The sequence below is a fragment of the Mesorhizobium sp. M6A.T.Cr.TU.017.01.1.1 genome (genome assembly GCF_004023115.1).
GTDB classification, from domain to species: Bacteria; Pseudomonadota; Alphaproteobacteria; order Rhizobiales; family Rhizobiaceae; genus Mesorhizobium; species Mesorhizobium mediterraneum.
Genome location: NZ_RZTA01000012.1, coordinates 1 through 25,620 on the forward strand (window position 1 = coordinate 1; position 25,620 = coordinate 25,620).

General features: G+C 61.1%; 28 protein-coding genes. 13 read left to right on the forward strand and 15 right to left on the reverse strand.

What is annotated here, in order from left to right:
* A partial coding sequence (locus tag EOB36_RS05780; protein WP_164897460.1) for an NAD(P)/FAD-dependent oxidoreductase occupies nt 1-988 on the forward strand: 988 nt, incomplete at its 5' end.
* Between the two features lie 225 nt (nt 989-1,213).
* Here the strand turns inward: EOB36_RS05780 and EOB36_RS05785 are convergent.
* The 3 genes from EOB36_RS05785 to EOB36_RS05795 all read right to left on the reverse strand — a co-directional run bounded on the left by EOB36_RS05785 (nt 1,214) and on the right by EOB36_RS05795 (nt 2,906).
* Entirely contained in the window at nt 1,214-1,588 is a 375-nt protein-coding gene (locus tag EOB36_RS05785) for a type II toxin-antitoxin system VapC family toxin (protein ID WP_095485336.1), read from the reverse strand.
* Nucleotides 1,588-1,806, reverse strand: coding sequence for an AbrB/MazE/SpoVT family DNA-binding domain-containing protein (locus tag EOB36_RS05790; protein WP_280953365.1), 219 nt, complete (start codon nt 1,804-1,806; stop codon nt 1,588-1,590). Before EOB36_RS05790 ends, EOB36_RS05785 begins: the two co-directional genes overlap by 1 nt.
* 482 nt (nt 1,807-2,288) lie before the next feature.
* A complete protein-coding gene (locus tag EOB36_RS05795; protein WP_164759056.1) occupies nt 2,289-2,906 on the reverse strand; it encodes a DUF922 domain-containing protein in 618 nt (205 codons plus the stop codon).
* An 84-nt stretch (nt 2,907-2,990) separates the two neighbouring features.
* Here EOB36_RS05795 and folP point away from each other — a divergent pair, with 84 nt between their 5' ends.
* The 3 genes from folP (at nt 2,991) to folK (ending at nt 4,801) form a co-directional block, all read left to right on the forward strand.
* Nucleotides 2,991-3,833 carry a dihydropteroate synthase gene (gene folP, locus EOB36_RS05800; protein WP_095485334.1) on the forward strand — a complete coding sequence of 281 codons (843 nt, stop codon included), beginning with the start codon at nt 2,991-2,993 and terminating at the stop codon, nt 3,831-3,833.
* Nucleotides 3,834-3,945: 112 nt separating this feature from the next.
* Nucleotides 3,946-4,305 carry a dihydroneopterin aldolase gene (gene folB / locus EOB36_RS05805; RefSeq protein WP_095485333.1) on the forward strand — a complete coding sequence of 120 codons (360 nt, stop codon included), beginning with the start codon at nt 3,946-3,948 and terminating at the stop codon, nt 4,303-4,305.
* Nucleotides 4,289-4,801, forward strand: coding sequence for a 2-amino-4-hydroxy-6-hydroxymethyldihydropteridine diphosphokinase (folK, locus tag EOB36_RS05810; RefSeq protein WP_127204136.1), 513 nt, complete (start codon nt 4,289-4,291; stop codon nt 4,799-4,801). Before folB ends, folK begins: the two co-directional genes overlap by 17 nt.
* A gap of 48 nt (nt 4,802-4,849) precedes the next feature.
* Here folK and EOB36_RS05815 read toward each other — a convergent pair whose 3' ends face one another.
* Both EOB36_RS05815 and EOB36_RS05820 read right to left on the reverse strand, forming a co-directional pair.
* Nucleotides 4,850-5,398 carry a DUF924 family protein gene (locus tag EOB36_RS05815; RefSeq protein ID WP_095485331.1) on the reverse strand — a complete coding sequence of 183 codons (549 nt, stop codon included), beginning with the start codon at nt 5,396-5,398 and terminating at the stop codon, nt 4,850-4,852.
* Nucleotides 5,399-5,415: 17 nt separating this feature from the next.
* Complete coding sequence (locus tag EOB36_RS05820; protein ID WP_095485330.1) at nt 5,416-7,251, reverse strand: monovalent cation:proton antiporter-2 (CPA2) family protein; 1,836 nt, start codon at nt 7,249-7,251, stop codon at nt 5,416-5,418.
* Between the two features lie 247 nt (nt 7,252-7,498).
* Between EOB36_RS05820 and EOB36_RS05825 the strand changes: the two genes are divergently transcribed.
* Entirely contained in the window at nt 7,499-7,765 is a 267-nt protein-coding gene (locus tag EOB36_RS05825; RefSeq protein ID WP_095485329.1) for a hypothetical protein, read from the forward strand.
* Nucleotides 7,766-7,861: 96 nt separating this feature from the next.
* Here the strand turns inward: EOB36_RS05825 and EOB36_RS05830 are convergent, their stop codons facing one another.
* The 4 genes from EOB36_RS05830 to EOB36_RS05845 form a co-directional block, all read right to left on the reverse strand.
* Nucleotides 7,862-8,416, reverse strand: coding sequence for a hypothetical protein (locus tag EOB36_RS05830; RefSeq protein ID WP_128284499.1), 555 nt, complete (start codon nt 8,414-8,416; stop codon nt 7,862-7,864).
* 188 nt (nt 8,417-8,604) lie between these two features.
* Nucleotides 8,605-9,696: a YcjF family protein gene (locus EOB36_RS05835; RefSeq protein ID WP_128284500.1), complete on the reverse strand. Its 1,092-nt coding sequence runs from the start codon at nt 9,694-9,696 to the stop codon at nt 8,605-8,607.
* Complete coding sequence (locus EOB36_RS05840; RefSeq protein WP_128284501.1) at nt 9,693-11,171, reverse strand: YcjX family protein; 1,479 nt, start codon at nt 11,169-11,171, stop codon at nt 9,693-9,695. The genes EOB36_RS05835 and EOB36_RS05840 overlap by 4 nt, the downstream gene beginning before the upstream one ends.
* 64 nt (nt 11,172-11,235) lie before the next feature.
* Entirely contained in the window at nt 11,236-11,739 is a 504-nt protein-coding gene (locus EOB36_RS05845) for a histidine phosphatase family protein (RefSeq protein ID WP_128284502.1), read from the reverse strand.
* Between the two features lie 264 nt (nt 11,740-12,003).
* On the opposite strand from EOB36_RS05845, the gene dksA reads away from it, so the two are divergent.
* Nucleotides 12,004-12,420 carry an RNA polymerase-binding protein DksA gene (dksA, locus tag EOB36_RS05850; RefSeq protein WP_006202025.1) on the forward strand — a complete coding sequence of 139 codons (417 nt, stop codon included), beginning with the start codon at nt 12,004-12,006 and terminating at the stop codon, nt 12,418-12,420.
* Nucleotides 12,421-12,520: 100 nt separating this feature from the next.
* Here dksA and EOB36_RS05855 read toward each other — a convergent pair whose 3' ends face one another.
* A complete protein-coding gene (locus EOB36_RS05855) occupies nt 12,521-13,261 on the reverse strand; it encodes a flagellar biosynthetic protein FliO (RefSeq protein WP_164547196.1) in 741 nt (246 codons plus the stop codon).
* 306 nt (nt 13,262-13,567) lie between these two features.
* Here EOB36_RS05855 and EOB36_RS05860 point away from each other — a divergent pair, with 306 nt between their 5' ends.
* Both EOB36_RS05860 and EOB36_RS05865 read left to right on the forward strand, forming a co-directional pair.
* The gene (locus EOB36_RS05860) at nt 13,568-16,138 is read left to right on the forward strand and encodes a PAS domain-containing sensor histidine kinase (RefSeq protein WP_128284503.1); all 2,571 of its coding nucleotides are present in this window, start codon (nt 13,568-13,570) and stop codon (nt 16,136-16,138) included.
* 82 nt (nt 16,139-16,220) lie between these two features.
* On the forward strand, nt 16,221-16,931 hold the full coding sequence (locus tag EOB36_RS05865) for a DeoD-type purine-nucleoside phosphorylase (protein ID WP_128284504.1): 711 nt from the start codon (nt 16,221-16,223) through the stop codon (nt 16,929-16,931).
* Here the strand turns inward: EOB36_RS05865 and EOB36_RS05870 are convergent.
* Nucleotides 16,928-17,233, reverse strand: a complete 306-nt coding sequence (locus EOB36_RS05870; RefSeq protein ID WP_126106434.1) for a ribbon-helix-helix domain-containing protein — start codon at nt 17,231-17,233, stop codon at nt 16,928-16,930. The genes EOB36_RS05865 and EOB36_RS05870 overlap by 4 nt on opposite strands.
* A gap of 262 nt (nt 17,234-17,495) precedes the next feature.
* Between EOB36_RS05870 and EOB36_RS05875 the strand changes: the two genes are divergently transcribed.
* From EOB36_RS05875 to EOB36_RS05885, 3 genes are all read left to right on the forward strand, one after another.
* Entirely contained in the window at nt 17,496-17,891 is a 396-nt protein-coding gene (locus EOB36_RS05875) for a VOC family protein (protein ID WP_128284505.1), read from the forward strand.
* Nucleotides 17,892-17,971: 80 nt separating this feature from the next.
* Nucleotides 17,972-18,502 (forward strand): gluconate 2-dehydrogenase subunit 3 family protein, encoded by a 531-nt coding sequence (locus tag EOB36_RS05880; RefSeq protein ID WP_128284506.1) that lies wholly within the window; start codon nt 17,972-17,974, stop codon nt 18,500-18,502.
* Between the two features lie 46 nt (nt 18,503-18,548).
* The gene (locus EOB36_RS05885) at nt 18,549-20,120 is read left to right on the forward strand and encodes a GMC family oxidoreductase (protein ID WP_128284507.1); all 1,572 of its coding nucleotides are present in this window, start codon (nt 18,549-18,551) and stop codon (nt 20,118-20,120) included.
* On the opposite strand, the gene EOB36_RS05890 is transcribed toward EOB36_RS05885, so the two are convergent.
* Nucleotides 20,117-20,692 carry an alkaline phosphatase PhoX gene (locus EOB36_RS05890; protein WP_348631791.1) on the reverse strand — a complete coding sequence of 192 codons (576 nt, stop codon included), beginning with the start codon at nt 20,690-20,692 and terminating at the stop codon, nt 20,117-20,119. The genes EOB36_RS05885 and EOB36_RS05890 overlap by 4 nt on opposite strands.
* Between EOB36_RS05890 and EOB36_RS34900 the strand changes: the two genes are divergently transcribed.
* Nucleotides 20,674-21,042, forward strand: a complete 369-nt coding sequence (locus EOB36_RS34900; protein WP_164897459.1) for a primase-like DNA-binding domain-containing protein — start codon at nt 20,674-20,676, stop codon at nt 21,040-21,042. The two genes, EOB36_RS05890 and EOB36_RS34900, sit on opposite strands and share 19 nt — an antisense overlap.
* Before the next feature lie 2 nt (nt 21,043-21,044).
* Here EOB36_RS34900 and EOB36_RS05895 read toward each other — a convergent pair whose 3' ends face one another.
* From EOB36_RS05895 to EOB36_RS05905, 3 genes are all read right to left on the reverse strand, one after another.
* Nucleotides 21,045-21,716, reverse strand: a complete 672-nt coding sequence (locus tag EOB36_RS05895; protein ID WP_128284508.1) for a hypothetical protein — start codon at nt 21,714-21,716, stop codon at nt 21,045-21,047.
* Nucleotides 21,717-21,882: 166 nt separating this feature from the next.
* Nucleotides 21,883-23,205 (reverse strand): DUF6161 domain-containing protein, encoded by a 1,323-nt coding sequence (locus tag EOB36_RS05900; protein ID WP_128284509.1) that lies wholly within the window; start codon nt 23,203-23,205, stop codon nt 21,883-21,885.
* Between the two features lie 393 nt (nt 23,206-23,598).
* On the reverse strand, nt 23,599-23,994 hold the full coding sequence (locus EOB36_RS05905) for a hypothetical protein (protein WP_127291800.1): 396 nt from the start codon (nt 23,992-23,994) through the stop codon (nt 23,599-23,601).
* A gap of 301 nt (nt 23,995-24,295) precedes the next feature.
* Here EOB36_RS05905 and urtA point away from each other — a divergent pair, with 301 nt between their 5' ends.
* Nucleotides 24,296-25,606 carry an urea ABC transporter substrate-binding protein gene (urtA, locus tag EOB36_RS05910; protein WP_128284510.1) on the forward strand — a complete coding sequence of 437 codons (1,311 nt, stop codon included), beginning with the start codon at nt 24,296-24,298 and terminating at the stop codon, nt 25,604-25,606.
* Nucleotides 25,607-25,620: the final 14 nt, after the last annotated feature.

Below are 25,620 nucleotides of genomic sequence, written 5' to 3' on the forward strand. Positions count from 1 at the left end.
GGGGCCTGTCGGCTTGTTCGCCGTGTTCGATCTCGGCCTCTTCGATATGAAATGCCATCTGATCGACATACTCGACCGGCCCGGCGGGCAATGCGCCGAACTCTATCCGGAAAAGCCGATCTACGACATTCCCGGCTGGCCATCGATCTCGGCGCAGGGCCTAGTCGACAAGCTGCTTGAGCAGATTGCGCCGTTCAAGCCCGACTTCACCTTTAACCGCATGGTCTCGAGCCTCGAAAAACTCGATGACGGCAGCTTTCGCGTCGTCACCGACGAGAACGAGGTGTTTGAAGCCAAGGTTGTGGTCATCGCCGCCGGCGGCGGCTCGTTCCAGCCGAAGCGGCCGCCGATCCCGGGCATCGAGCTTTACGAAGGCAAGAGCGTCTTCTACTCGGTTCGCCGGATGGAGGAATTCCGCGGCCACGACCTCGTCATCGTCGGTGGCGGCGATTCGGCGCTCGATTGGACGCTGAACCTGCAGCCGGTGGCCAAGAGCGTGACGCTGGTCCACCGGCGGCCGGAATTCCGCGCGGCGCCCGACAGCGTCAACAAGATGTACGCCATGCAAGAAATGAAGGAACTGGATTTCCAGGTCGGGCAGGTGACGGGACTGACCGGCACGGACGGCCAGCTTTCCTCCGCGACCATCAAGGGACCGGACGGTGACACCGAGGTGCCGTGCACGCGGATGCTGCCGTTTTTCGGCCTGACCATGAAGCTCGGACCGATCGCCGAGTGGGGCCTCAATCTTCATGAGAACATGATCCCGGTCGACACCGAGAAATTCCAGACGTCGGTACCGGGCATCTTTGCCGTCGGCGACATCAACTGGTATCCCGGCAAGCTGAAGCTGATCCTATCGGGCTTCCATGAGGTCGCCCTGATGGCGCAGGCAGCCAAGCGCATCGTCAGCCCCGGCGAGCGCATCGTATTCCAGTATACGACCTCGTCGACCAGCCTGCAGAAGAAGCTCGGCGTCGCCGGCTAGTGGTGAAAGCCTGACGCTTGGTACCCGACGCGTAGGGCAGCTCAGGGTGGAAAGCGGTCGCTCGGCCAATTCCTTTTCCTAGAGCGGAATGCGCCAACCCGTCATTTATTCCTGACGTAATCCTAAGTCGCTCGCAAAGTTCGGCTTTGCGAGCTTCGGCGAGCGGCAGCAATGGGTCGTGAGCTGCCGGAGCCGACATCATCCCGCGGCCCAACAATGTCAGCGCTAGATCTTTTCGATGAGGGTGACGACTGGCAGGCTCTCGAAATGCTTGTCACAAGTCAGGAGCGTCGCGTCATGCGCCCGAGCGGTCGCGAAAATGATCGCATCTGCGGTCGCCAATTTGTGCTTCCGGCAGGCTTCGGCGGCCGCTAGGGCGATTTCCGTGTCAAGCGGGGCCACCGTACAGACCTGCGTAAAGGCGATGGTCTGATCGGCTTTGTCTTCGCCTACTTCGCGAGTGAGCCATTTTGCGAGTTCCAACTGCACCATGGTCGGAACGAGCCAGTCGGCTTGCTCGGGCAGATGCTCGGCCACCTGCTCTCCCGTTGGAGAGCCTATCAGCCATTCGATCCAAGCCGAGGTATCGACGAGCACCATCACAAACGGTCCGACCGGTCGCGATATTCCGTCGCCGAAGCGCCCTTCGCCAGCCCCTTCAGCGCTTCCCGCTTCGGCACAGGGACGAGTAGCACGCCCGTTCCCTTCGGGATGAAGGCAAAGGTCAAACCCGCTTCCCAATGCTGGGCGGTCCGGATCGCCTTGGGGATCGATATCTGGAACTTCGAGGACAGGGTTGCAGTCTCCGGCATTATCATACCCTTACTTAATCGATGCGCCAAACGTAAGACGCAATGAGGGCCAGTGCAAGGAGCTTACGGCAGCCGTCTGGCCTCGGTACATTATTGAGACATCACGGATATACGGTAGCCCGGCTTGGGGATGTCAAATGCAGACGTGGGGCACGCAGGAGAAAAGTGAGACGGCGCCTCTATCGGCGCCGTGGCCGCTTCGCTGACAGATCTGTCAATCGATCCACTCCGTCCGCCCGCCGGCGGCACCGTTTCCAGAGGAAGAGCCGAGGTCGTCCGACTAAGCGCCGGTGACGGCGACAGGCCGGAAATCGGACCCTCTGAATTGGGCTGTGGACCTCGTTAGGGCAACGGGGCTTCGAATCCCGCCAGGCGGGTCGCCGGCCGGCATGCGTTTCGCATAACAGCGGCGTGGCAATAGCAGGCGATGCCTGATGTGTCGAGGCGAAGGCCCTGCCAGTGCCTAAATCGTTACCATCTGACCTGAGCTAACCCGGCAGCCGGCCGTTCTCGATGCGCTCCATGCGATAGCGCAGCAGTCGCAAGATGCGACTTTCGAAATTGATGGTTTCGACGCGATCGAATTGCACCTGGGCCCGGTCGTGCTTGGCAAGAATAGCGGCAGCGATTTCCGCGGCCTTGGTCTTGGCCTCCTGGCAATTTTTCCGCGGGTAGGTCGCCTTCAGCGCATCCTCGAGTTCGCGGGCATGGTTCTTGGCGATTTCGACATGGCGGTCCTCATGGCGCTTGATGTCGGCCGACAACGTGTCCCAGAAAAGCCTTACGCCCGCATCGGCCTTGCCCGAGCGGCGCCATTCGGGAAGGATCACCTTGACCTTGACGGTGACGTTGGCGTCGGCAATCCGGCAGGAATTCGATTTTTCCGCGTAGCTGACGCGGGTGGTGAACGCCATCTGTGTGGCGCCTGGATGCCGCATCCCCGTGCTTTTCACCTGGGGCCCGAGTTTCGTAAGCTGGGTTCCGATATCATCGAGCGTTCTGCCGCCGATGCTGAAGTAGCTATATGTCTTTACCAAGCTCGCTGTGCCCGCCGGCAAGGCGGAAAAAGCGAGCATCAGGGCGCAAAGCAGGGATCGTTTCATCATGTTGCCTCTTTGCCCACCTTGCGTTACGGCCGTTGCCGGCGCAACGGAATTGATCTTTGGCGGATCATACATGGTTGATGGACAATGACGACAGGGCGATGGCAGCTGGCGCATGGGCGCCATCTCGACCTTGGCAGCAAGGCCGTGGTCGTCGGTATCCTGAATGTCACGCCGGACAGTTTTTCCGACGGCGGGCTGTTCGTTGCGCCCGAACAGGCGATGGCCCAGGCGCGCCGGATGGTGGAAGAGGGAGCCTCGGTCATTGATGTCGGTGGGGAATCGACACGCCCCGGCGCATCTCCGGTAACCATCGAGGAAGAGCAGGCCCGCGTGCTGCCAGTCATCGAGGCGCTGGCCAGGCTTGGCAAGGCGCTGATTTCGGTCGACACCTATCGCGAGGACACCGCCCGGCTTGCCGTCGCCGCCGGCGCCCACATCGTCAACGATGTCTGGGGTCTGCAGCGCGAGCCCGGCATCGCGCGGGTCGCGGCCGAGACCGGCGCCGGGCTTATCATCATGCACACCGGGCGTGACCGGCAAAAACTGCCCGACGTGATCGAGGATCAGCTTTTCTTCCTCAGAAAATCGTTGGAAATCGCCCGGCGAAGCGGCGTTGCCGACGACCAAATCGTGCTCGATCCGGGATTTGGCTTCGCCAAGGAAACAGCGGAGGAAAATCTCGACCTGATGGCACGGTTTTCCGAACTCGATGCCTTGGGCGTTCCGCTGATGGCGGGCACATCGCGAAAGCGCTTCATCGGCGCTGTCACCGGCCGCGACGCCTCGGCCAGGGGTGCCGGAACAGCGGCGACGAGCGTCATCCTGAGACTCAAGGGCGCGCAGCTTTTTCGCGTCCACGATGTCGCAATCAATGTGGATGCGCTGGCGCTTGCGGATGCTATGCTGGCGCGTGAAACCACCGCATAGGCTCGAAAATCGGAATCGATTTTCGATCCTATGCGTAGATTTAAAGCGTTAGAGCGTCGTTTTGTGCATCCAAGTGGACGCGCCTCGCTCTAATCGAGCGGGACGCTGAGCGATGTATGTCATCCGCATGAAGAACTGCGCCTTCTTCGCCCGGCACGGCGTGCTGGATGAGGAGGAGACACTCGGCCAGCGCTTCTATGTCGACGCTGCGCTCACCGTCGAACCCGGCCGCGCGCTGGTCGATGATTCCATCGAGGATACCGTCCACTATGGTATCGCCTTCGGGGTGATCGAAAGGATCATAACCGGGGAGAGGCGTTTTCTGATAGAAGCGCTGGCGTTGGAGGTGGCCCGGGCGCTGACGGCCCGGTTTCCCCAGATCAAAAAGGCCGAGATCACTGTGCGCAAGCCGAACGCGCCGGTGCCCGGCGTGCTCGATCATGTCGAGGTGACCGTTGTCTGGCCCGAATAACACGGTTTACCTTAGCCTTGGCGGCAATCTCGGCGACCCGGCAAGGTCGATGGGCGCGGCGCTGCGCATGCTGGACGCCGACGAGAACACGCGCGTCGTCGTCGTCTCCTCGCTTTACCGCACGCCACCTTGGGGCAAGCTCGACCAGCCGGATTTTCTCAATGTGGCTGCCGAAATTTCGACTGCTCTCGCACCACATGCATTGCTCGATCTCTGCCTCGACGTCGAGCGCAGACTGAAGCGGGTGCGCGAGGAGCGCTGGGGTCCACGCCTGATCGACATCGACATTCTGGTGTTCGGCGATCGGATCATCCACGAAACCGGGCTGGAAGTGCCGCATCCGCGCATGCTGGAGCGCGCCTTCGTTCTGGCACCGCTGGCCGAGATCGCGCCCGGCCTCACCGTCGGCGGCAGAAGCGTACAGGAGCGGCTTGCCGCTCTCGACAGCGCCGGCATCGAGCAATTGCCGTCTGGTCGGGATTGGTGGCGGGCCTAAGCATCGGACGCAAGACCGGTAGCCACTTTTGGGTCCGACGCACTGAGCTCAGCCGGAAAATCCGCCCCCGTCGAGGAAGACCTGTTCTTCCGGCGTCGTCTCGCGGCCAAGCATTCTGTTTCGATGCGGAAAGCGGCCGAAGCGCTGAATGATCTCCAGGTGCTCGACCGCATATTTCAGGTTGGATTGGGCTTTGGCGGTAAAGAGGTCCATCGATTTGAGCTGGTCGGCGAGATGCTCCGAATGCTCATACGGCAAATAGAGGAAGGCGCGCAGGTCTTCGTCGAGCGCCAGATCCTGGCCGGCGGCGATCGCCTTTTCGGCGAAATGCCTTGCCAGCGGGTCGGTGGCATACATATGGCCGGTGCCACGAAAGCAGTTTCGCGGGAATTGGTCGAGCAGGATCATCAGCGCCAGTGAGCCTTCGGCATGCTCCGACCAGTCGTCACATTCACGCCGTGCGGCAGCGTAATGCAGATCGAGAAACCGGTTGCGGAACTCTGCGTCGAAGGCGTCATGCTTCTCGAACCATGCATCCGTCCCGGCGTCACGCCAGAATTTGGTGACGGAAAGCGCGCGCTCGTCCAGTTCGGTCATCTATTTGCTCCACGTGTTTAGTCCGCAGGCTCGGATTTATGCAGAACGTCGGCGGTCTCTTCATTAAGCGCCTGACCGGTGCGGCGCGGCTGGCTGAGCGGGGTCGGAATGGGCGTGCCGATATTGCCCTTGAGGAAGCGCGCTCCGGCGCGAACGCCTTCGGCAAGCTGCAACTCGAAACGGGCGGCGTCGCGGTGGCGGACATCCTCGATCACCTCGGCGACTTCCGCCGGGTCGACGCCCAGCGCCTCCAGTGTAGAGCCGCCGAAGACAAGCGCTGATTCGAAGGTTTCGCGAATTTGGAAATCGACGCCGGCACGTATCAACTGCAGTGCGGTTCCGCGGTCGAAGGCGCGTGCCAGCACGGTCAGCAGGGGAAACTCCGCCTTGATGAGCTCTGCGATGCGGACGGCGACGTCGGGCTTGTCCACGCAGATCAACACGGCGCGCGCGCGGCCGGCGCCTGCGGCGCGCAGAATGTCGAGCCGCGTGCCGTCGCCATAATAGACCTTGAAACCGAAATCGGCCGCCGCCTGGATCATTTCGACCTCATTGTCGATGATCGACACATCGATCCCGCGCAACAGCAGCGGCTGGCTGGCGATCTGGCCGAAGCGGCCGAAGCCGATGATCAGCACGCTGCCGGTAAGGCCGTCGGCGATGTCGACGCCTTCGAGCGACTGCTCGTCGCGCGGCGTCAAATACCGTAATGCCAGGGTGGCCAGCGGTGTCAGCACCATGGAGATGATGACGATCGCCGTCAGGGTCGCATTGGCCTGGCTGTCGATGATGCCGACGGTCGCGGCGGCGGAATAGAGAACGAAGGCGAATTCGCCGCCTTGCGCCATGAAGACGGCACGCTCGATCGCTTCCCGGTGACCAGCCTTGAGGATGCGGGCGACGAGATAGATGCCTATCGCCTTTATCACCATGTAGGCGACGACGTAGACGGCGACGAGCCGCCAGTTCTCGACGACCACTTGCAGGTTGAGCGACATGCCGACCGCAAGGAAGAACAGCCCGAGCAGCACGCCGCGGAACGGTTCGATGTCGGCCTCGAGCTGATGGCGGAAGGTGGATTCCGACAAAAGCACGCCGGCCAGGAAAGCGCCCATCGCCATCGATAGGCCGCTGAGCTGCATGGCAAGCGCCGACCCCAGAACAACCAGAAGGGCGGCTGCGGTCATCACCTCGCGGGCGCGGGCATCCGCCAGGACGCGGAAGAACGGATTGAGGAGGAAACGCCCGGCCAGCACCAGCCCGAGGATGGCCGCAAGGCCGATGCCCACCTCCGTCAGCCGCTGGGTCAAGCTCATATCGGCGCCGCCCGGTGCCAGGAAGGCGATCAGGGCCAGCAGCGGCACGATCGCCAGGTCCTCGAGTAGCAGGATAGAGACGATGCGCTGGCCTTTGGGCACGGCGATCTCACCACGTTCTTCCAGGAGCTGCATGACGATCGCCGTCGAGGTCAGCACGAAGCCGGCGCCGGCGACGAAGGATTGCGCGATCGGAAAACCTCCCGCCAGTCCGACGCCGGTCAGCAACAGCGCGCAGACGCCGACCTGCAGCGCGCCGAGACCAAATATCTCCCGGCGCAGGCCCCACAGCCGCGACGGCTGCATCTCCAGCCCGATGATGAACAGGAACATGACGACGCCGAGCTCGGCGACGTGAAGAATGGCTTCCGATTCGGAAAAGATGCCGATGCCGAACGGGCCGATGACCACGCCGGCCGCCAGATAGCCAAGGATGGAACCAAGCCCCATGCGCTTGAAGATCGGCACGGCGACAACACCTGCGGCGAGCAGCGCCACCACGTGGATCAGATCGCTGCCCGCTGCTTCTGCCGCCATGCCTGCCGTTCCGTTCTTTTTAAGGACCGCTGCACGCGCTGCGGCATCGAGCGGCCAAGATAGGGGCTTCGGCGGAAATCGAACAGTCCGAATCCGGAAACCGGTGCGGCAGTGTTGCAGGCGCGCTCCACAAGTTTATGCGCCGGCCGCGTTGCTTGTTTCGGCAATCGGGCGCTAAGGACGCCCGGCTTCGGCCAGTGGAGGGCGAGCGACGATCAAGTCGCGGCCCTTTTTGAGGGAGACTGACATGAAGACGTTTTTGCTTGTTGCCGTCGGCATCGCGGCACTTGCCGGCTCGGCCTGTTCGAAGGCACCTGAATGCACGACCGAAATGCTGACTAAGAAGGCTCAGGACATGACTGCTGCCCTTCAGGAGGCAATTACCAAGGATCCGGCCAAGGCAGCCGATCTCACCGCCAAGGTCCAGGCGATCACGACCAAGTTTCAAGGCACTACGACGGCCGACGAGGCCTGCAAGGCCTACGATGAGCTGACCACTGCCATCAAGAGCTGAGCATCGATTTGAGTTTTGCAAAAAGCGGTGGCCGTGGCTGCCGCTTTTTTGCAGCCAGAGTAGGGCATCGCACGGCCTGCCGGTGCAAATAGCCGCTCAGTTCGGCGCGATGGAGCCGACTTCGAGCGTATCGACCCGCTTCAGCTTCATGCCGATGACTGGCACCAATTGCTTGTCGACGCGCACCGCGACCGTCACCGTCATCGAATTGTCGTTGGGGACAAGAGCCTGCATGACGCCGCGCAGCTGGTTGCGGTTGATGGTGAAGACGACTTTGTTGGCGCTGACCACGTTGCCGCCGACGATGTCGAGACCGGAACCGGCGGCACCGCCCATGAAGCTGCCCTTATAGCCTTCGCGGCCCTTGTGCTGGATTGTCGCCGACATCTGCTGGGTGAACATGCCGACCCGGCAACCGCCGTCGAGCGACATGCCGATCTTGCCGTCAGGTGTCGAGCCGGTGAAGCTGCAGGTGAATTTCGTCCCCTTGTACTTGCCGGCGACGATTTCTCCCGGGCCGACCCATTTGCCTTCCACCGATTGAAAGAACTGCTTGTCCGGTTCTGCTGCAAAGGTCTTTTCGACCAGGCCGGCAGTAGTTGAAACCACGACTGCCAGGGGCAGGACGCTAGACAAGATCACGCTTTTCATCGACGACACCCGGCAACAAAGAGACTGGTTTGGAACCCGTCCGACCATGGACAAGATTGGTTAATGCTTCGTCACCGCTAGCGCGTGACCCGAAAATCAGAATCGATTTGCGTTGGGGATCATCCGCAGAATCAAAGCGCTACAACGTCCTTTGCGCGTCCAAAAGGACGCAGCGCTGTAGGCAATTGTCACGTATCGGAAGCGGACGTTTCCTTCTGCTTTTTTGTCGCAAACGATGTCAGGGCGGACAGGAAATCACCCATGCCGGGCCGTCTCGTGGCGCTGAAGGGCAGGGGCCTCGCGGTTTCCATCGCCGCAATGCCGATGCGTGCGGTCATCATGCCGTTGACGACGCCTTCGCCAAGTTTTGCCGAGAGCCGGGCAGCGAGGCCATGGCCGACGATCTGCTGCACGAAACTGTCGCCAACGGCGATCGAGCCGGTCACCGCCAGATGGGCGAGAACGCTGCGCGCCAGCCGGAAGAACCCCAGCGTGCCCGGCCGGCCGCCATAAAGTTCCGACAGGCGGCGAATCAGCCGGCCTGCTTCGAACACGACATAGGCGACGTCGACCAGGGCGCGAGGGCTGACCGCCGTCACCAGCGACACACGCTTTGCCGCTTCGAGGATCATAACCTTGGCGCGCGCATCGAGCGGGCCGAGGATCTCGGTCTCGGCCAGGCGCACCAGATTGCCACCGTCGATGATCTCGTCGCGCTGCTCAGCCAGCGCGCGTCTGCCTGCCGCGGTTTCGGGCTTGGCCGCGACAAAGGCCGAGAGTTCGTCGACCACTGCACGAGCGGCTTTCGGGTCGTCGCGGGCGATGGCATCGAGTGCCCGCTTCTGAAGTTTTTCAACCTCGGCGAGGCGGGCGATCGCCAGGAATTCGCGGACAAGGATGACCAGAAGCGCCAGCACCGCGATCACGGCCATCCCGGCGGCCAGCCAGCCCAGCCATTCGGCGCGCGCGAACAGATCGCGAATCAGCTGGTCGGTCCAAAGTCCGACAGCCAGCGAAACCAGAACGCCCAATGCGCCGAAGAACAGGCTGCCGAACAACGAACGCTTCCGCGTCGCGATCGCTGGCGGCGGTTCGGCGACGACGATGTCGGGCTCGTCGAAGACGTCGATCTCGGCCGGCACGACGACCCCGCCATCCGTCTTCACCGCGCGTGGCTTTCGCGCTGACGGGGCGTCGGGCTGGCGCAAGGATGCCTGTTCCTCCCTCGGCGCGGCTTCCGGCTCGATGCGAAATGCCGCCGGCTTGCGGGGCGCGGTCATGCCAGATGATCTCCGATCAAGAACTGCAGGGCGCGGTCGAGCCTGATATGCGGCAGCGACAGCGTGACGCCTTCAGCGGTGCGTTCGAGCTTTGGCGGGCGAAAGCGCACAAAGCGGATCGCCGGGTCGTCGTTGCCCTGCCGATGGCCTAGTCCAGAGACATCGAACACTGCATCAATTTTTTCCGGTAAGTCGCCGGGAAATATGGCTGTTTCGGTATTTCCATCAAATGCTTCGCCGTTGATCCTTTCACCCTTCAACGGTATGCCGATGATGACCGGCAGTGTTTCACGGCCTTGCTTGACCGTGCCCTCCCGGGTCGCGCGCACGGCCGCCAGGGCGACCACGTCGACATCGGCGCCGGTGAAATTTGCCCGCGCCACGGCACGGTCGGCAAGACGCCGCACGATCGCCTGCAGCCGGTCGTGGCTTTCGTGATGCAGATGGTCCGCCTTCGTCGCCGCCACCAATATGCGGTCGATGCGCCTTGAAAAAAAGTCTGTCAGGAAATTGCCGCGGCCGGGGCGGAAACAGGCGAGGATTTCGGTCACCGCGCGTTCGAGATCGGCCATCGCGCCGGGGCCTGCGTTCAAGGCCTGCAGGGCGTCGATCAGCACGATCTGGCGGTCAAGGCGCGTGATGTGCTCCCGAAAGAACGGCTTTACGACATGCGTCTTGTAGGCCTCGTAGCGGCGCTCCATCATCGCCTGCAGCGACCCCGAACGCGCCCGCCGCTCGCTCAGGTCCGGCAAGGGCGCGAAGGTCAGCGCCGGTGAGCCCTCAAGATCGCCGGGCATCAGGAAACGGCCGGGTGGCAAGGTCGAAAGCGCCCGCTCGTCGAGCTTGCATGCCTTGAGATAGGCGGCGAAGCTCTCGGCGAGGCGGCGCGCCGTCATTTCGTCGGCGTCCGCCTTCGGGTCGACTGCGGCGGAGAGCGCGCGCCATTCCTGCGAAAGGTCGACGCGCACCGGCAGCACGGCCATCTCGAAGGCTTCGCGTGAGAAATCGCCGTAGGATTTGCCGAGCAGCGGCAGGTCGAGCAGCCATTCTCCGGGATAGTCGACGATATCGACCGACACTCTGCCTGATGAAAACATGCGGCTCCAGCCGGAGGCCGATTCATATTCGATGGTGAGCCTCAGTTCGGAAATGGCACGTGTCGAATCCGGCCAGAGGCGGTCGTTGACGAGGGCCGCGATATGATCCTCGTACTGGAATCGCGGTACCGCATCATCCGGTTGCTCTTCGAGGAAGGCACGGGCGATGCGTCCCGATTTCTGCGCGGCGAATAGCGGCAAGCGCCCGCCATGGAGCAAATTGTGGACAAAGGCCGAGATGAACACCGTCTTGCCGGCGCGAGAAAGGCCGGTAACGCCGAGGCGCAGCGACGGCGAAAAAAGCCCTGTAGCGCGCCCCGACAGCGTATCCAGGGCAATCTTCGCCTCGTCGGTGAAAGTGGTCAGCGATGATGCCAAATCGGTTCTCTCGGGGCTTCGGTACGCTCCGATATAGACGCTGCCACCTGGATTTGAAACGGCGTCAGAGATCAACCGGCGTCAAGAAGGCTTCGAGATAGCCGGTGCCTTGCGCGGCGTCGGCAAGACTGCTTGGAAAACGGACGACCGCAAGGCCGGCGGTCGGGAAGCCGTGGTTTAGCATTCCCTTCGCAGCCTCTTCGCCGTCGCCCGAAAGCGCGATAGTGAGATCTTCCGTCATCGGGTTGTGGCCGATGACGAGCAGCGAGCCTGGCCCGCCATTGCCGCGGATGATGTTGAGATAGAAGGCGGCATCCTCGCTGTAGAGCGCGTCCAGGAACAGGACCCGGCCGGTATCGGTGTGACCGGCAAGGCCTTCCAGCGTTTGCAGCGCTCGCTTTGCTTTGGAGCAAAGCGTGAGGTCCGGAATGTAGTTGCGGGCCCGCATGACCGCACCCATCGTTTCGGCGTCGGCGAGGCCGGATGCGTCGAGCGGACGATCGAAATCGCGCATGCCCGGCAGGGCCCATCCAGCCTTCGCATGCCTCAACAGATAAAGCTTGCTCACCGGCCCCTCGCTTGTGCCTAACACCGAAACTCGTCAAAAGGCGCTGCAGGATTAGCCATGAGAAAGCTCTCTTGCACAATGGCTGATACCCTTCAAACCCAACGAATCATAAACGAATTCGGCCGCGCCCTTCATGCGAATGATGCGGCCAGTGCCGTTTTGCCCGACATTAACAATTGCGTGAAACTGTCGTCGATTACGCTTGTGCAGCATTCGCTCCGCGAATATATAGGCGCCAAAATTGGGGCAGTTTGGGTGAGTCGAATGAACGACATCGTTACCGCCGATTACGTACCCTCCGAAGACGAGCCGTTCATGAACGAGCGGCAGAAATCCTACTTTCGCCTGAAGCTCGTCACCTGGAAGAACGACATATTGCGCGAAGCGCGCGAAACCCTCGAAATCCTGCAGCAGGAAAACGCCAACCACCCCGATCTCGCCGATCGCGCCTCTTCGGAAACCGACCGCGCCATCGAACTTCGCGCTCGCGATCGCCAGCGAAAACTCATTTCAAAGATCGATTCCGCGCTCCAGCGCATTGATGAAGGCACTTACGGCTATTGTGAGGAAACCGGCGAGCCCATCGCGCTGAAGCGGCTCGATGCGCGTCCGATCGCGACCTTGTCGATCGAGGCGCAGGAGCGCCACGAGCGCCGCGAGAAGGTCTACCGCGACGACTGAAGCACAGGCGAGGCGTCTAAAAAGCGGTCAATAGCGAACTTTGTCATGGCCGGTCTCCGGCCATTTTTGTTGGCTATTCGCTGGGCCGGTTCCTGGCCGGTTACCGTTTCTGGCTGGAGAGCTCGCCGAGAAGCTTCGTCATCTCGTCATCGAGAGACGGCGGAACCTTTGCCGCCGGCTTACTCTCCGGCTTGGCGGGCTGTGGCTCGTCAAGCGAGACCTCGAGTTCCCTCATCAACGTATCGTCGATAGAATCCTGCCTTGCCGGGGAATCCTGTCTTGCCGGCGATGGCGCGTGTCGAACGGCATTGGCGTTCGCCGATCCGTAGGCGGGCAGCGGCGTGATGGTCGCCGACTGATGGCTTTGCGCTGCTGGCTTCGGCGCCTGCGCCGTCTGATAGGGCCGGACAGGCGTTGGGGCCGCGCTTACCGGCTGCGGAGGCGGTGCTTGCCTCACTGGCGCAGGAGCGGGTTGAGGGGCTGGCGGCCGCGGTGCCAGCTGATGGCCGCCGCCATCTCCGGTCAGTGCAGGACGGCGCAGCGCCGACAGCCTGATGTCGCGTTCGACGACGACGTCGGTCGGACCTCCGATCAGCAGCAGGTGCTCGATATCGTCGCGGCGCACCAGCACCAACCGGCGGTGACTGTCGACAGCGGTGGCGTCCATGACGGCCAATCGTGTCTTGCGGTTCCTGCCGCCGGCGACGAATGTTCCGAAGGTCAGATTGCGGATCAGCTTGATGATAAGGAGAATGATGACCAAAAGGACAAGCGCGACAAGCGTCCACAGGATCGCCGCGGCATAACCAGGACCCGCCACGCTATCCAGCCACTGCAGCATTGGTGCCCCCAATCGTCTTTCGAAGAAGACGCGACACTAAACTGTTGCGGCAGGCCACTGCAAGTTGCCTTTCATGCTTCGTGAACAGCTTGAAACACCACACTGGATTTTCAGCAAGTTGCTGGTGTGACGAATCCGAAAATTCGCCTGGCGCTGCAGCAAGGTGACGCGAATTTCGAATTCACCACACCGGGCGCCGAACGGCCTCATTTTTAGCGGACATTTGCCGCCAAGGCCTTTTCCGGACCTTGAGAATGTGATTCAACCGGGCAGGGGCAAGTACCGGAATTCACGAGCAGGGGGCACATGGCCAAGGAAGCGCGCGGCGATTTCTATCCGGTACCGATCGTCGACCAGAACACGCGACCGGGTGCGGTAACCCGGCTCATCATCTTCATCGTTGTCTTGACGGGCGCCGCGATCGTCTTCGGCCTTTTCCGCGAGCGTCTTGGCGATCCATTCCTGCTTGGAATGCTTGGTGTGCTGGCGATGATCGGCGTCGGCTTCCTGTTCGCCACCGCCATCGGCTTCGTGCAGATCACACCGCGCTCGACGAGTGACGAGCTGTCGAAAGCCTTCGTCGATTCAATGTCGCAAGGTCTTCTCGTCACCGACACCAAAGGGCGTGTCGTTTACGCCAATCGGGCCTATGCCGACATGACGGGCGCGGCGTCGGCGGCGGATCTCAAGACGGTCGAAGGGTTGCTGTCCGATGTTCCCGAGGCCTCGGTGACCATATACCGGCTCGCCTCCGGCCTGCGCGACGGCCAGCCCGGCGACGGGGAGTTTCGGCTTGCTCAATCCATTCGACCCGGCGCCGAGCCGGGCGCGCGCTGGTATCGCGCCCGCGCCCGCGCCTTCAGCGTCCCGGGCCAGCGGCTGCCTTTGCTCGCCTGGCAACTCGCCGACATCTCGGAAGAACGGGCCGAGCAGGAGCGGTTCTTCCTCGACCTGCAAAAGGCTATCGACCATCTCGACCATGCGCCGGCCGGCTTCTTTTCGGCCGACCAGGAAGGGCGCGTCACTTACATCAATGCCACGCTTGCGGAGTGGCTGGGCATCGACCTGACGAGCTTCACGCCCGGTGCCGTCACGCTTCCGGAGATCGTCGCCGGCGACGGCATGGCGCTGGTCCGCTCGGTCAAGGCCGATCCCGGCACCACGCGCAACGCGGTCATCGATCTCGATCTGACGACAGTGAAGGGCGAGGCGCTGCCCGTGCGTTTCATGCATCGGGTGTCGGCCAGCCGCGAGGGCGTCAACGGTCCGACGCGCACCATCGTGCTCAACCGGACGCAAGGCGAGGACGCTTCCGCCGATCTTCGCGCCTCGGAGATCCGCTTCACCCGCTTCTTCAATTCGACGCCGATGGCAATAGCGGCTGTCGACAACGGCGGGCGCATCTTGCGCACCAACGCGCCTTTCCTGTCGCTGTTTTCCTCGGTCGTCGATGGGGACGCGGTCGATCGGCGCGTGCGGCTGGACACGGTGATCCATGAGCGCGACCGGCCCGCCTTTGCCGTGGCGTTTGAAAAGGCGCGACAACGGCAGGCCGACATCGAACCGATCGATACGCTGCTGCCCGGCAATGAGGAGCGGCACATGCGCTTCTACGTCAACGCGGTTGCCGACGGCACCAGCGAGGGCGCCGAAGAATCGGCCATCGTCTACGCCGTCGAAACCACCGAGCAGAAGGCGCTCGAGGGCCAGATGGCGCAAAGCCAGAAGATGCAGGCGGTCGGCCAGCTTGCCGGCGGCATTGCCCACGACTTCAACAATGTGCTGACCGCCATCATCATGGCGTCGGACCTTTTGTTGACCAACCACCGCCCGTCGGACCCGTCCTTCCCGGACATCATGAACATCAAGCAGAATGCCAACCGGGCGGCGTCGCTGGTGCGGCAGCTTCTGGCCTTCTCACGCAAGCAGACGCTGCGGCCGGAGGTGCTCAACCTGACCGATGTGCTTGCCGATCTCCGGATGCTGCTGGCCCGCCTGGTCGGCAACGACATCAAGCTGAAGGTCGATCATGGCCGCGACCTGTGGCCGGTGAAGGTCGATATCGGGCAGTTCGAGCAGGTGGTGGTCAATCTGGCGGTCAATGCGCGCGATGCGATGCCGGCCGGCGGCGACCTCACCGTGCGCACCCGGAACGTGACCACCGAGGAGAGCAGGAGCCTTTCCTACCGAGAGCTTGCGCCGGCCGACTATGTCGTGGTCGAAGTCGAAGACACCGGCAGCGGCATCGCCCCCGAAGTGCTCAAGAAGATTTTCGAACCTTTCTTCACCACCAAGGAGGTCGGCAAGGGCACCGGCCTCGGCCTGTCCATGGTCTACGGCATCATCAAGCAGACGGGCGGCTTCATCTTCTGCGATTCCGAAGTCGGCAAGGGATCCGTGTTCCGCATCTTCTTGCCGCGCTACATTGCAGAGGCGAGAAAGGCAGGCGAACCCGGCGAGGCGCCGGCTGCGCCGGCAAAGATCGCCGACGCAGCCAAGGATTTGTCGGGCTCGGCCACGGTGCTGCTCGTCGAGGACGAGGATGCCGTGCGCATGGGCGGCATGCGAGCGTTGACGTCGCGCGGCTACACTGTCCACGAAGCGTCCTCGGGCGTCGAGGCGCTGGAAGTCTTCGAGGCGCTTGGCGGCAAGGTCGACATCGTCGTTTCCGACGTGGTGATGCCTGAAATGGACGGGCCGACGCTGCTTGGCGAATTGCGCAAGCGGCAACCGGACATCAAATTCGTCTTCGTTTCTGGCTACGCCGAGGATGCGTTCGCCAAAAACCTGCCGGCAGACGCGCATTTCGGTTTCCTGCCGAAGCCGTTTTCGCTCAAGCAACTGGCCACAATCGTGAAGGATGTGCTTGAATCTTAGGGTTTGCTAATCTCGCACTTGCGTAATGACGCGAGGCTGCCATGATTGCGGGTGAAACGGACGGCGGGTTGGGGAGCATGCCGTGACGCCGCACAACGAGGCAGGCAAGGGTGATTACGCCGCAACAGTGCTGTTGCCAGGCGATCCGCAGCGCGCCGAATGGATGGCGGAAACCTTTCTGGAGGCGCCGCGCTGCGTCAACCGTCGCAGGGAGGCCCTCGGCTTTACCGGCCTGTTTCGCGGTAAGCCCGTCAGCATCCAGGCAACGGGCATCGGTGTCCCGTCATTCCTGATCTACGTGCATGAGCTGCTCGATTTCTACGGCGTCAGGACGCTGATCCGCACCGGTACCTGTGGCGCTCTGACCGCCGGGCTGAAACTGCGCAGCCTGGTGATCTCGCAGTCGGTACGAGGTGAGAGTGCAGAGAGCGGTCAGGTTTTCGGGCTCTACAACGATGTTGCCGCCCCCGATCCGGCACTATTCGTCCGCGCCTTGGCCAAGGCTGCCGAACTCGACATCGAGCATCAGGCCGGGCTGACGGCCTGCAGCGACATATTCTATCATCCCCAGGGACGGACCCGCTTTGCCGAGGTGCAGGCTGAAGGCGCGCTCGCGGTGGATATGGAGACCAGCGCGCTCTATCGCATCGCGGCGCATTTCGGCGCCCGGGCGCTGTCATTGCTGACCGTCGTCGACAATGTGGTGACCGGCGAGCAAACCGACTATTCCGAGCGCCAGGCGCTTTTCACTGACATGACCCGGCTGGCGCTCGATGTTGCAGCCGACAGCTAAGCTGCTTGCCGCTTAGGCGTCGTGTGTTCTTCGATGCCTGGCCGATGGCCTTTCAGATAGAGAGCACAGGTCGTGCGCAACATCGACGCGAAGTTCGGAATCTGGCCGTTGATCTCGATAGCCTCGTCATAGAGCTTCGAGATGAATTTCGGGGTCGTCAGACCCTGGCTGTCGGCGATCTCGTCGAGCAAAGCCCAGAACGTCGCCTCGAGCTGGATGCTGGTCGAGTGCCCGTCGATACGGATCGATCGGTTGATCTGTCGATAGCCCTCCGGATCCTGCCCGGCAAAAACCCTGCACATCGGTTACCTCCCTTCTTGTTGGCTTTGGCCATTCTTGTTGATTTTTGGGCGCAATCAGCAGTGATTCGCGCCTTTGAGCAGTGCCTATCGTGACCAATTATCTTCAGCTGGAAAGCGGAAAACAGCAATCGGACTTTCGTCCTTAAGCAGTATGCCACGCGGTCGTTAGATTAGCGCGTGGTAATCGGCTGCCACCATCTTTGCCGAAACGCGCGCATAATCATTCCGACGCGCATATGGCGCTGCTGCAAGGGAGTGTCATTTGGCGAAGGCAATCCACACCATGATCCGGGTTCTGGAAGAGGCCCGGTCCGTCGATTTCTACTGGAAAGCCTTTGGGATGGATGTCGCCGAACGGCTCGATTTCGATACTTTCACGCTCGTCTATCTGAGCAATGCCGAGGCGGAGCTCGAGCTCGAGCTCACCGTCAACAAGGGCCGTGAAGAGCCTTATGCGCTCGGTGACGGCTACGGCCATCTCGCGGTTTCGGTCATCGATCTGGACAGCGAACACGACCGGCTTGGCGCGCTTGGCCTGAACCCGAAAAAGATCGTCGAGTTCAACCGCGACGGAGCGCTGCTCGCGCGCTTCTTCTTCATCGAGGATCCCGACGGCTACAAGATCGAGGTCCTGCAGCGTCGGGGCCGGTTCAAATAGGAGACATCGCGGCCGCGCCGACCTGCGCGGCGCCAGCCACGGCACCTTCACGGTGCAAATAGCAAGCAAGGGAGGAAGAAATGGTCACGATTTACGAAAGCAAGCCCGGGCTGTCGCGCCGCGAGCTGCTGAAACGCGGCGGTGTCGGCGCATTGCTGGTCATTTCAGGCAGCGCCGTCATCAGCCCGCAACATGCCTGGGGCCTTGAGACATCGGCGCTCAAGCCTGAAACCCTGGCGACCCTGATCCAGATGGCGCGCGACATCTACCCGCACGATCAAGTGCCTGACAAGTATTACGCAATCGCCGTCAAGGCCCACGATGAGCAGGCCGGCAAAGATCCGGCCCACAAGGATCTCATCGAAAAGGGCATCGCTGATCTCGACTTGAAGTCTGGCAAGGACGGCTACACCGGCCTCGGCTGGGAGGAGCAGCGCGTTGCTGTGCTGAGAGAGATCGAGGACACGCCGTTCTTCCAGACGGTCCGCGGCGGACTTGTCGTCGGCCTCTACAACCAGAAGGAGGTCTGGCCGATTTTTGGCTACGAAGGCGAGTCCTACTCCAAGGGCGGCTACATGGCGCGCGGTTTCGACGACATCGAGTGGCTCTGAGCCCTCTCGTCGCAACCGCACACAACAGACATCGTGGGAGGAAACCATGGCAGCACCATTTGATCTTAAGAACGATGGCGTGGTCGTCATCATCGGCTCGGGCGCCGGCGGCGGCACGCTCGGCAACGAGCTCGCCCAGAAGGGCATCGATGTCGTCATCCTGGAGGCGGGCGGCCGCCACGAATACGAGGATTTCATCAACGACGAGTGGGATTCATTCGCTCAGCTCGCCTGGACGGACAAGCGCACGACCTCGGGCGACTGGCGGGTGGCGAAGGATTTTCCAAACTTGCCGGCCTGGATCGTCAAGTCGGTCGGCGGTTCGACCACGCACTGGGCAGGCGCCTCGCTGCGCCTCCAGGAGCACGAATTCAAAACGCTTTCGACCTACGGAAAACTGGAAGGCGCCAACCTGCTCGATTGGCCGATCACGCTGACCGACCTGGAGCCCTACTACGCAAAGGCCGAAGACAAGCTCGGCGTGACACTCACCAACAACATCCCAGGCCTTCCCGGCAACAACAACTTCAAGGTGATGAAGGCCGGCGCCGACAAGCTCGGCTACAAGGAGTGCCACACCGGCCGGATGGCGATCAACTCCGAGCCGCGCGACGACCGCAATGCTTGCCAGCAGACCGGCTTCTGCTTCCAGGGCTGCAAATGGGGCGCCAAGTGGTCGACCCTGTATACCGAAATCCCGAAGGGCGAGGCGACCGGCCATCTCGAGGTCAGGCCAAATGCCATGGCTATCAAGATCAACCACGATGCGTCAGGCAAGGTGACCGGCGTCGTCTATGCCGACAAAGACGGCAAACTGCAGGAACAGAAGGCCCGCATCGTCGCCGTCGCCGGAAACTCGATCGAGAGCCCACGGCTGCTGCTCAATTCAGCATCGAGCCAGTTTCCCGACGGTCTTGCCAATTCGTCGGGGCAGGTGGGCAAGAACTACATGCGCCACACCACGGGCTCGGTCTACGGCATCTTCGACAAGCCGGTGCATATGTATCGCGGCACCACCATGGCCGGTATCATTCGCGACGAGGCCCGCAACGATCCCTCGCGCGGCTTCGTTGGCGGCTACGAGCTCGAGACGCTGTCGCTCGGCCTGCCGTTCATGGCCGCCTTCCTCGATCCCGGCGGCTGGGGGCGTTCCTTCACCACGGCGCTCGACCACTACGACCATATGGCCGGCATGTGGATCGTCGGCGAAGACATGCCACGCGAGGAAAACCGCATCACTCTGCATGCCGATATCAAGGACGAGCACGGCATGCCGGTGGCGGATGTCCATTTTGACGACCATGCCAACGACACCGCGATGCGCAACCACGCCTACAAGCAGGGCTCGGCGCTGTACGCGGCGGTCGGGGCGACGCGGACCTTCCCGACGCCGCCCTATCCGTCGACCCACAATCTCGGCACCAACCGGATGAGCGAAAAGGCGGCCGACGGGGTCGTCAACAAGCATGGCCAGGCGCACGACATCAAGAACCTGTTCGTGTCGGACGGCAGCCAGTTCACCACCGGCGGTGCTGAAAATCCGACATTGACGATCGTGTCGCTGGCGATCCGTCAGGCCGATTATATCGCTGAACAGATGTCGGCTAAGAGCATCTAGCCGTAGCCCCTCCCGGCTGTCTGCTGGCGCGGAGCCTTGCAAGGTTCCGCGCCTCTTTTTGTCGGCGCCAGAGCTACGCGCCGACCGGCTTGCCATCCTTTGCGGCGGATGGCGACCACTGCGGGCCGCGGCGGCTGGCCGTCCTTGAAGTCGGGCCACAGCGTTTCCGCCTTGTCGAGCGTCTCGGCGTCCTCGGCCGGGTGCTGGACCGACAGGAACAGCGTCGTGCCATCCGGCGTGAAGCAGGGGCCGGTTGCCTCGGCGCCATGCGGGCAGGTGAAGAGCAGTTTTGGCAGGCCGCGCGCCGGACCTTCGGTGTCGATGCCGTAGACACCGTCCGGCAGATCGAAGTCGTTGGCGCCATCGGTCCCGACCCAGAGCCGCCCGGCCGGGTCGAAGGTGATGTTGTCGGGGCATACGAACCAGCCATCCTCCGACGTGTCGGCATGGAAGGTCGCGCCGACTGCCGCGTCCTTGGGATTGCCGCAGAGCACGAACAGGTCCCACTCATATTTTTCGGCCGTATGGTCGGCCTCGGCACCACGGCCGTCGGGTGGGATCAGCTCGACGATGTGACCCCAGAGGTTTTCGGGGCGCGTATTCGCCGGGTGACCTTCGACTGGTCGCGTTTCTTGTTCTTGGTCATCGCCGCATAAACGCGGCCGGTAAGGAAAAACCGATCGATCTCTACCACGCCTTCGAGAAGTTCGCGGCGGCCGAGGGCGTCTTCGCCTTCAACCGATCAACTTTCGAAAAGCGCTTCGCCAAGTCGGTCGAGCGCAGCTTTGAGGGACCGGACGGCCAGATGAAGCAATTCCAGAAGGCCCGATCAAACGGCGAAACCTTCTATCGGGGCATCGGCATCCGCATCGAATGGCAAAGCCAAGGCGGCGACCACGGGCATAGGGAGGATGAGCGGTGAGGCTAAGCGTATTCCTCAGAAAGGGAGACAAGTTGGTTTGCGAATTCAGTCAAGTGACGAGACATTTCGCCGAACTCAGTGCCCGTTCTTCGCATCAAAGTGATCTTGGATCTATTCGCTTCTTTATTTTCAACGCCTCTAACCTGTTTCAATTTTTCATAACAGTCCCGAAGATAACGCTTCTTGGCATTCAAGAATGCAAAAATTCCGTTCATCCTTGGGCTGAAGAATTTTGCTGCATCGGTTATCGCCGGCATTTCCAATGCTTCAAGGAATTTTCCAAGAATTGCGATAGCGGCGTCCAAGTCCTCGTCGACCGGAGTTCCAGCACCAATGGCAGCATACTTATGCGCGACTCGCCCGCTGAACTCGTCGGTTTCATCTCCGAGTTGCTGGAATATCGCTTGAAGGTATGCGGCCCTATCCACAGCCATTTTGTCGGGACGCAAGCTCAGCTTCATCAGTTCTTCATGGCGCTTTTGTTGGCGTTCTTCAGTCTTGTTCATCGCGTTTACAGTGATGAACGCGGCGGCCACAGCAAGCGTACCAGTGACGAGTGTCTGATAATCGTAAAGCCATTTTGCTTGATGGTCGAGATCGGACCAAGCCATTCCCGCAATGAAACCTATCACCGCCGCGGTGATCGCGACAAACCACGCTTCGCTTCGTTCCAAAACGGAAATCTCCCCCGCTCGATTCTACCGCGTGGCCGGTCGTTGGCAAAGTCTCGGCGGACAGTAAATTCACAGGTCACCAACTCGGCAGATTGCCCGCTCATCACGGGCATTGTCTTTGCGACGCTCGGCTACACAGACAAAAATAGCAATCCGCTCCCTTTGCTCAGGGCTTTTCTATTGCCTTGTTAATAACTTCGGTGAAATTTGGCGGTTCAATGCTGTCATTTCCGTGTCCGGGCGGTGGCCTACAGAGAGCTTGCAGGATCAGAGCGCGGTCCTCTTTGGTTGCGGCCTGCTGCTCGATCATCTTGTAGTAGGTCTCGATGATGGTCGCCCGCTGCCGAGCATCGTCCATTAGCAACATGGACCTCATGTTGAACCGAACAACGAGCCTGATCAGCCAAAAATAAAGCGCCAGCGGAATGGTGATAACCACCAATCGGCTAACAGTAGCGACAGTCAGGACCACCGGACTTGTGACGTTGCCCACATCAATGCCAGCTGCCTCGGTCAGATTCTTCAACAGCCCAATGACCGCGTCGTTATCGTAAATAGCCCACGCCGGCAGTGCGACCAGCAGAATGAACAAGACAAAGCCAGAAATCATAAGTGCCCACCAGGAGGCGCTGGCGCGGTCGGTCCAATAGATCCTTACTCCCTTATAGGCAGATCTTGCGTGGGCAGCGTCGAGGAAGCTGGAGAGCTTGTCCTCTGCATCTTGCGTGTTGGCATCAATGGTCGCCTGGAATGCATCGATCTGCCCACTCAGATCCTTGGCGCGATTCTCAAACGCCCCTGCCTGCTTCGCAGCATTTTGAGCTGCTTCGATAGCGCTCTGCGCGCGTTCGACCACACTCTCGGTGGTTTCTCGAACGCTATTGGACGACAGTGCAACGCGGTCTCTCACGTCATCCAGCAATGTATTAGCTGTGGTGGCAAGAGTTGCCATTTTGTCGGCAATCGTCCCGTTCTCGTCGAGAGGTGCAGACTCCAAAGCTCTCCAGGCGGCATAGCTGCCCAGCTCTATCAACACCGGGACCGGAAACTGATTGGGCGGCGGTCTGGCGAATGGCTGCATCTCATGCAGGAGGCCAGCCGCAAAGGCCGCAATTACGTCGTCTCCTTTATCAGGGCTTGCTTTGCTTTCCGTGAGCCATCTTCGAGTTTCTTCAAGTGTGGCGTTAGTCACCACGGGTATTTTTGCCGTGAGTACAATTTTATCGTCCACGTCGCTAACAAACGCTGGGGCTACTTTTGTACAATGCTCTATAATGTTGTCGACCATTCCCCTGATAGAATTAATAGATGCTCTGTCTTCGTCGTAGATCCCTGTCATGTAAGTCGCAATTGCGTGCGATATCCTCTTATAAATATCTGCCTGCTGCCCTTCATAGAGCTTCGTTGCCTCACCAGAATTAGGGCCGCCAGGATCATAAATGTTTGTACGAAAAACCGACCGTACGAATTTGTAGGTATCGCCGTCCATTTGTTTGCCCCTCCCAGCGTTTTGCTGACTTTGCAGATAGCAGGACAGCGCGCAAGTCGCCTCTCCGATGGCATGCGCTGGCAGAAATCCCCCTTCTCCCCTTGCTCTAGCTTCGCGCTGCGAGGCTTGGAATCGCGCCTGCCGGCACTTTGGCCAGTGCCGTTAGTGCCGATCCGGCCCACTCGCCGCGCGATCAGCACTGCGAAAGGGATAGGGAAATCAATCGGTTGTGCCGGAAGTGCAGATAGTGCCGATTTGCGGCGGGTAATGCATGTGAGGATTGTTCGAAGGGGATAGGGGGCGGCGCACCGCTGCCTATGCTGCTTCGGCAACACCCGGATGACATGAGAGGAAACACTTCCGGTAACGCGGTGGGCGGCCCCGAGCCGTCGCTCAACGCTTGGTGCAGGTCGAGGCGGTGAAGGCGCCGTCAGGCTGCTTCATGATGATGTCGAAGGATGGGCTGGTTTGGCCGTCCAGGGTGGCTTGCGTAAGCGAGATCGAGTTGCCGCCGGTCGTGTAGCCGCCCAACGGGCCTAGCCAGGTGATCTCGCCGTTTGCATTCATCTGATAATTGTAAGCCTGCGGAGCGGTCCCGAAGGTCACCGGGCCGCTATAGACGTTTCCTTTGATGGTGATATCGCCAAGGCTGAGGAACATGCCAAGCAGATAGACTTCGCAGTGATAGGTGCCGTCGGGCAATTTGCCGTCGGTGAAGTCGGCGTGTGCGCCGCCGGTGGCCGCAGCCAGGAGCACTATGCTGACAATACGAGAAATCCTGGGGGCCATGACGTCGCTCTTTTGAAGATCGAACTTGCCCCATTTTCCTGCAGCGCTGCAACGGTTCGCAATCGTCGATGTGTCGTTGCTCAAAAAAAGTGCATTAGTTGGCATGTGAGAAAAATTTAGGCGGCGGCGAGTCATTTTCTCTCAAGCAGAACCCCGGCGGCGGCGCTCATCTTTAGCGGCTAATATATTAACCGGCTGATAGAGCTAGGAAATCTCAGCCCACTCAATTTTGCTCCTGCGGTTGGCACAGCCGTTGCATGTTCTGTTTGCGATGCGATCAACCAGCTTGGGAGTTTGAAATATGAGGGGCAGTTTCTCGACAATAACAAAAATGTTTTCGGCAGGCGTGGTCACGGCCGGCCTGCTGATGAGCGTCCCCGCCAGAGCGGCTGACGACACGATCAAGGTGGGCATTCTCCATTCGCTGTCGGGGACCATGGCGATTTCGGAGACGACGCTGAAGGACGCCATGCTGATGCTCATCGAAGAGCAGAATGCAAAGGGCGGCCTGCTTGGCAAGAAACTCGAAGCGGTCGTCGTCGATCCGGCTTCCAACTGGCCGCTGTTCGCCGAAAAGGCGCGCGAGCTGATCTCCAAGGACAAGGTCGCGGCGGTGTTCGGTTGCTGGACGTCAGTGTCGCGCAAGTCGGTGCTGCCGGTGTTCAGCGAGCTCGACAACATCCTGTTCTATCCCGTCCAGTATGAGGGCGAGGAGAGCGAACGCAACGTGTTCTACACCGGTGCGGCGCCGAACCAGCAGGCCATTCCGGCCGTCGACTATCTGATGAGCGAGGATGGCGGTTCGGTGAAGCGCTGGGTGCTTGAAGGCACCGACTACGTCTATCCGCGCACCACCAACAAGATCCTCGAGGCCTATCTGAAGGCCAAGGGCGTCGCCGCCGAAGACATCATGGTCAACTACACGCCGTTCGGCTTCTCCGATTGGCAGACCGAGGTCTCGGCGATCAAGAAGTTCGGCTCGGCCGGCAAGAAGACCGCCGTCGTCTCGACCGTCAATGGCGACGCCAACGTGCCGTTCTACAAGGAACTCGGCAACCAGGGCATCAAGGCCGAGGATATCCCGGTCATGGCCTTCTCGGTCGGCGAGGAAGAGCTTGCCGGTCTCGACACCACGCCGCTCGTCGGCCATCTCGCCGCCTGGAATTACTTCCAGAGCATCGACACGCCGGAGAATGCGAAGTTCATTGCCGACTGGCACAAGTTCATCAAGAACGACAAGCGCACCACCAACGACCCGATGGAAGCCCACTATGTCGGCTTCAACATGTGGGTGAAGGCTGTCGAGAAGGCCGGCACCACTGATCCTGACAAAGTCATCGACGCCGTGGTCGGCGTCTCGGTGCCGAACCTGACCGGTGGTTATTCGACCATGATGCCGAACCACCACATCACCAAGCCGGTGCTAATCGGCGAAATCCAGGCCGACGGCCAGTTCGAGACCGTCTCGCAGACGCCCGGCCTGGTGATGGGCGACGAGTGGTCCGACTACTTGCCTGATTCCAAGGACCTGATCTCCGATTGGCGCGCGCCTCTGTCCTGCGGCAACTTCAATGTCGCTACCGGCAAGCGCGGCGGCAAGGGAACGAACTGATCCGCCCGGGGCTG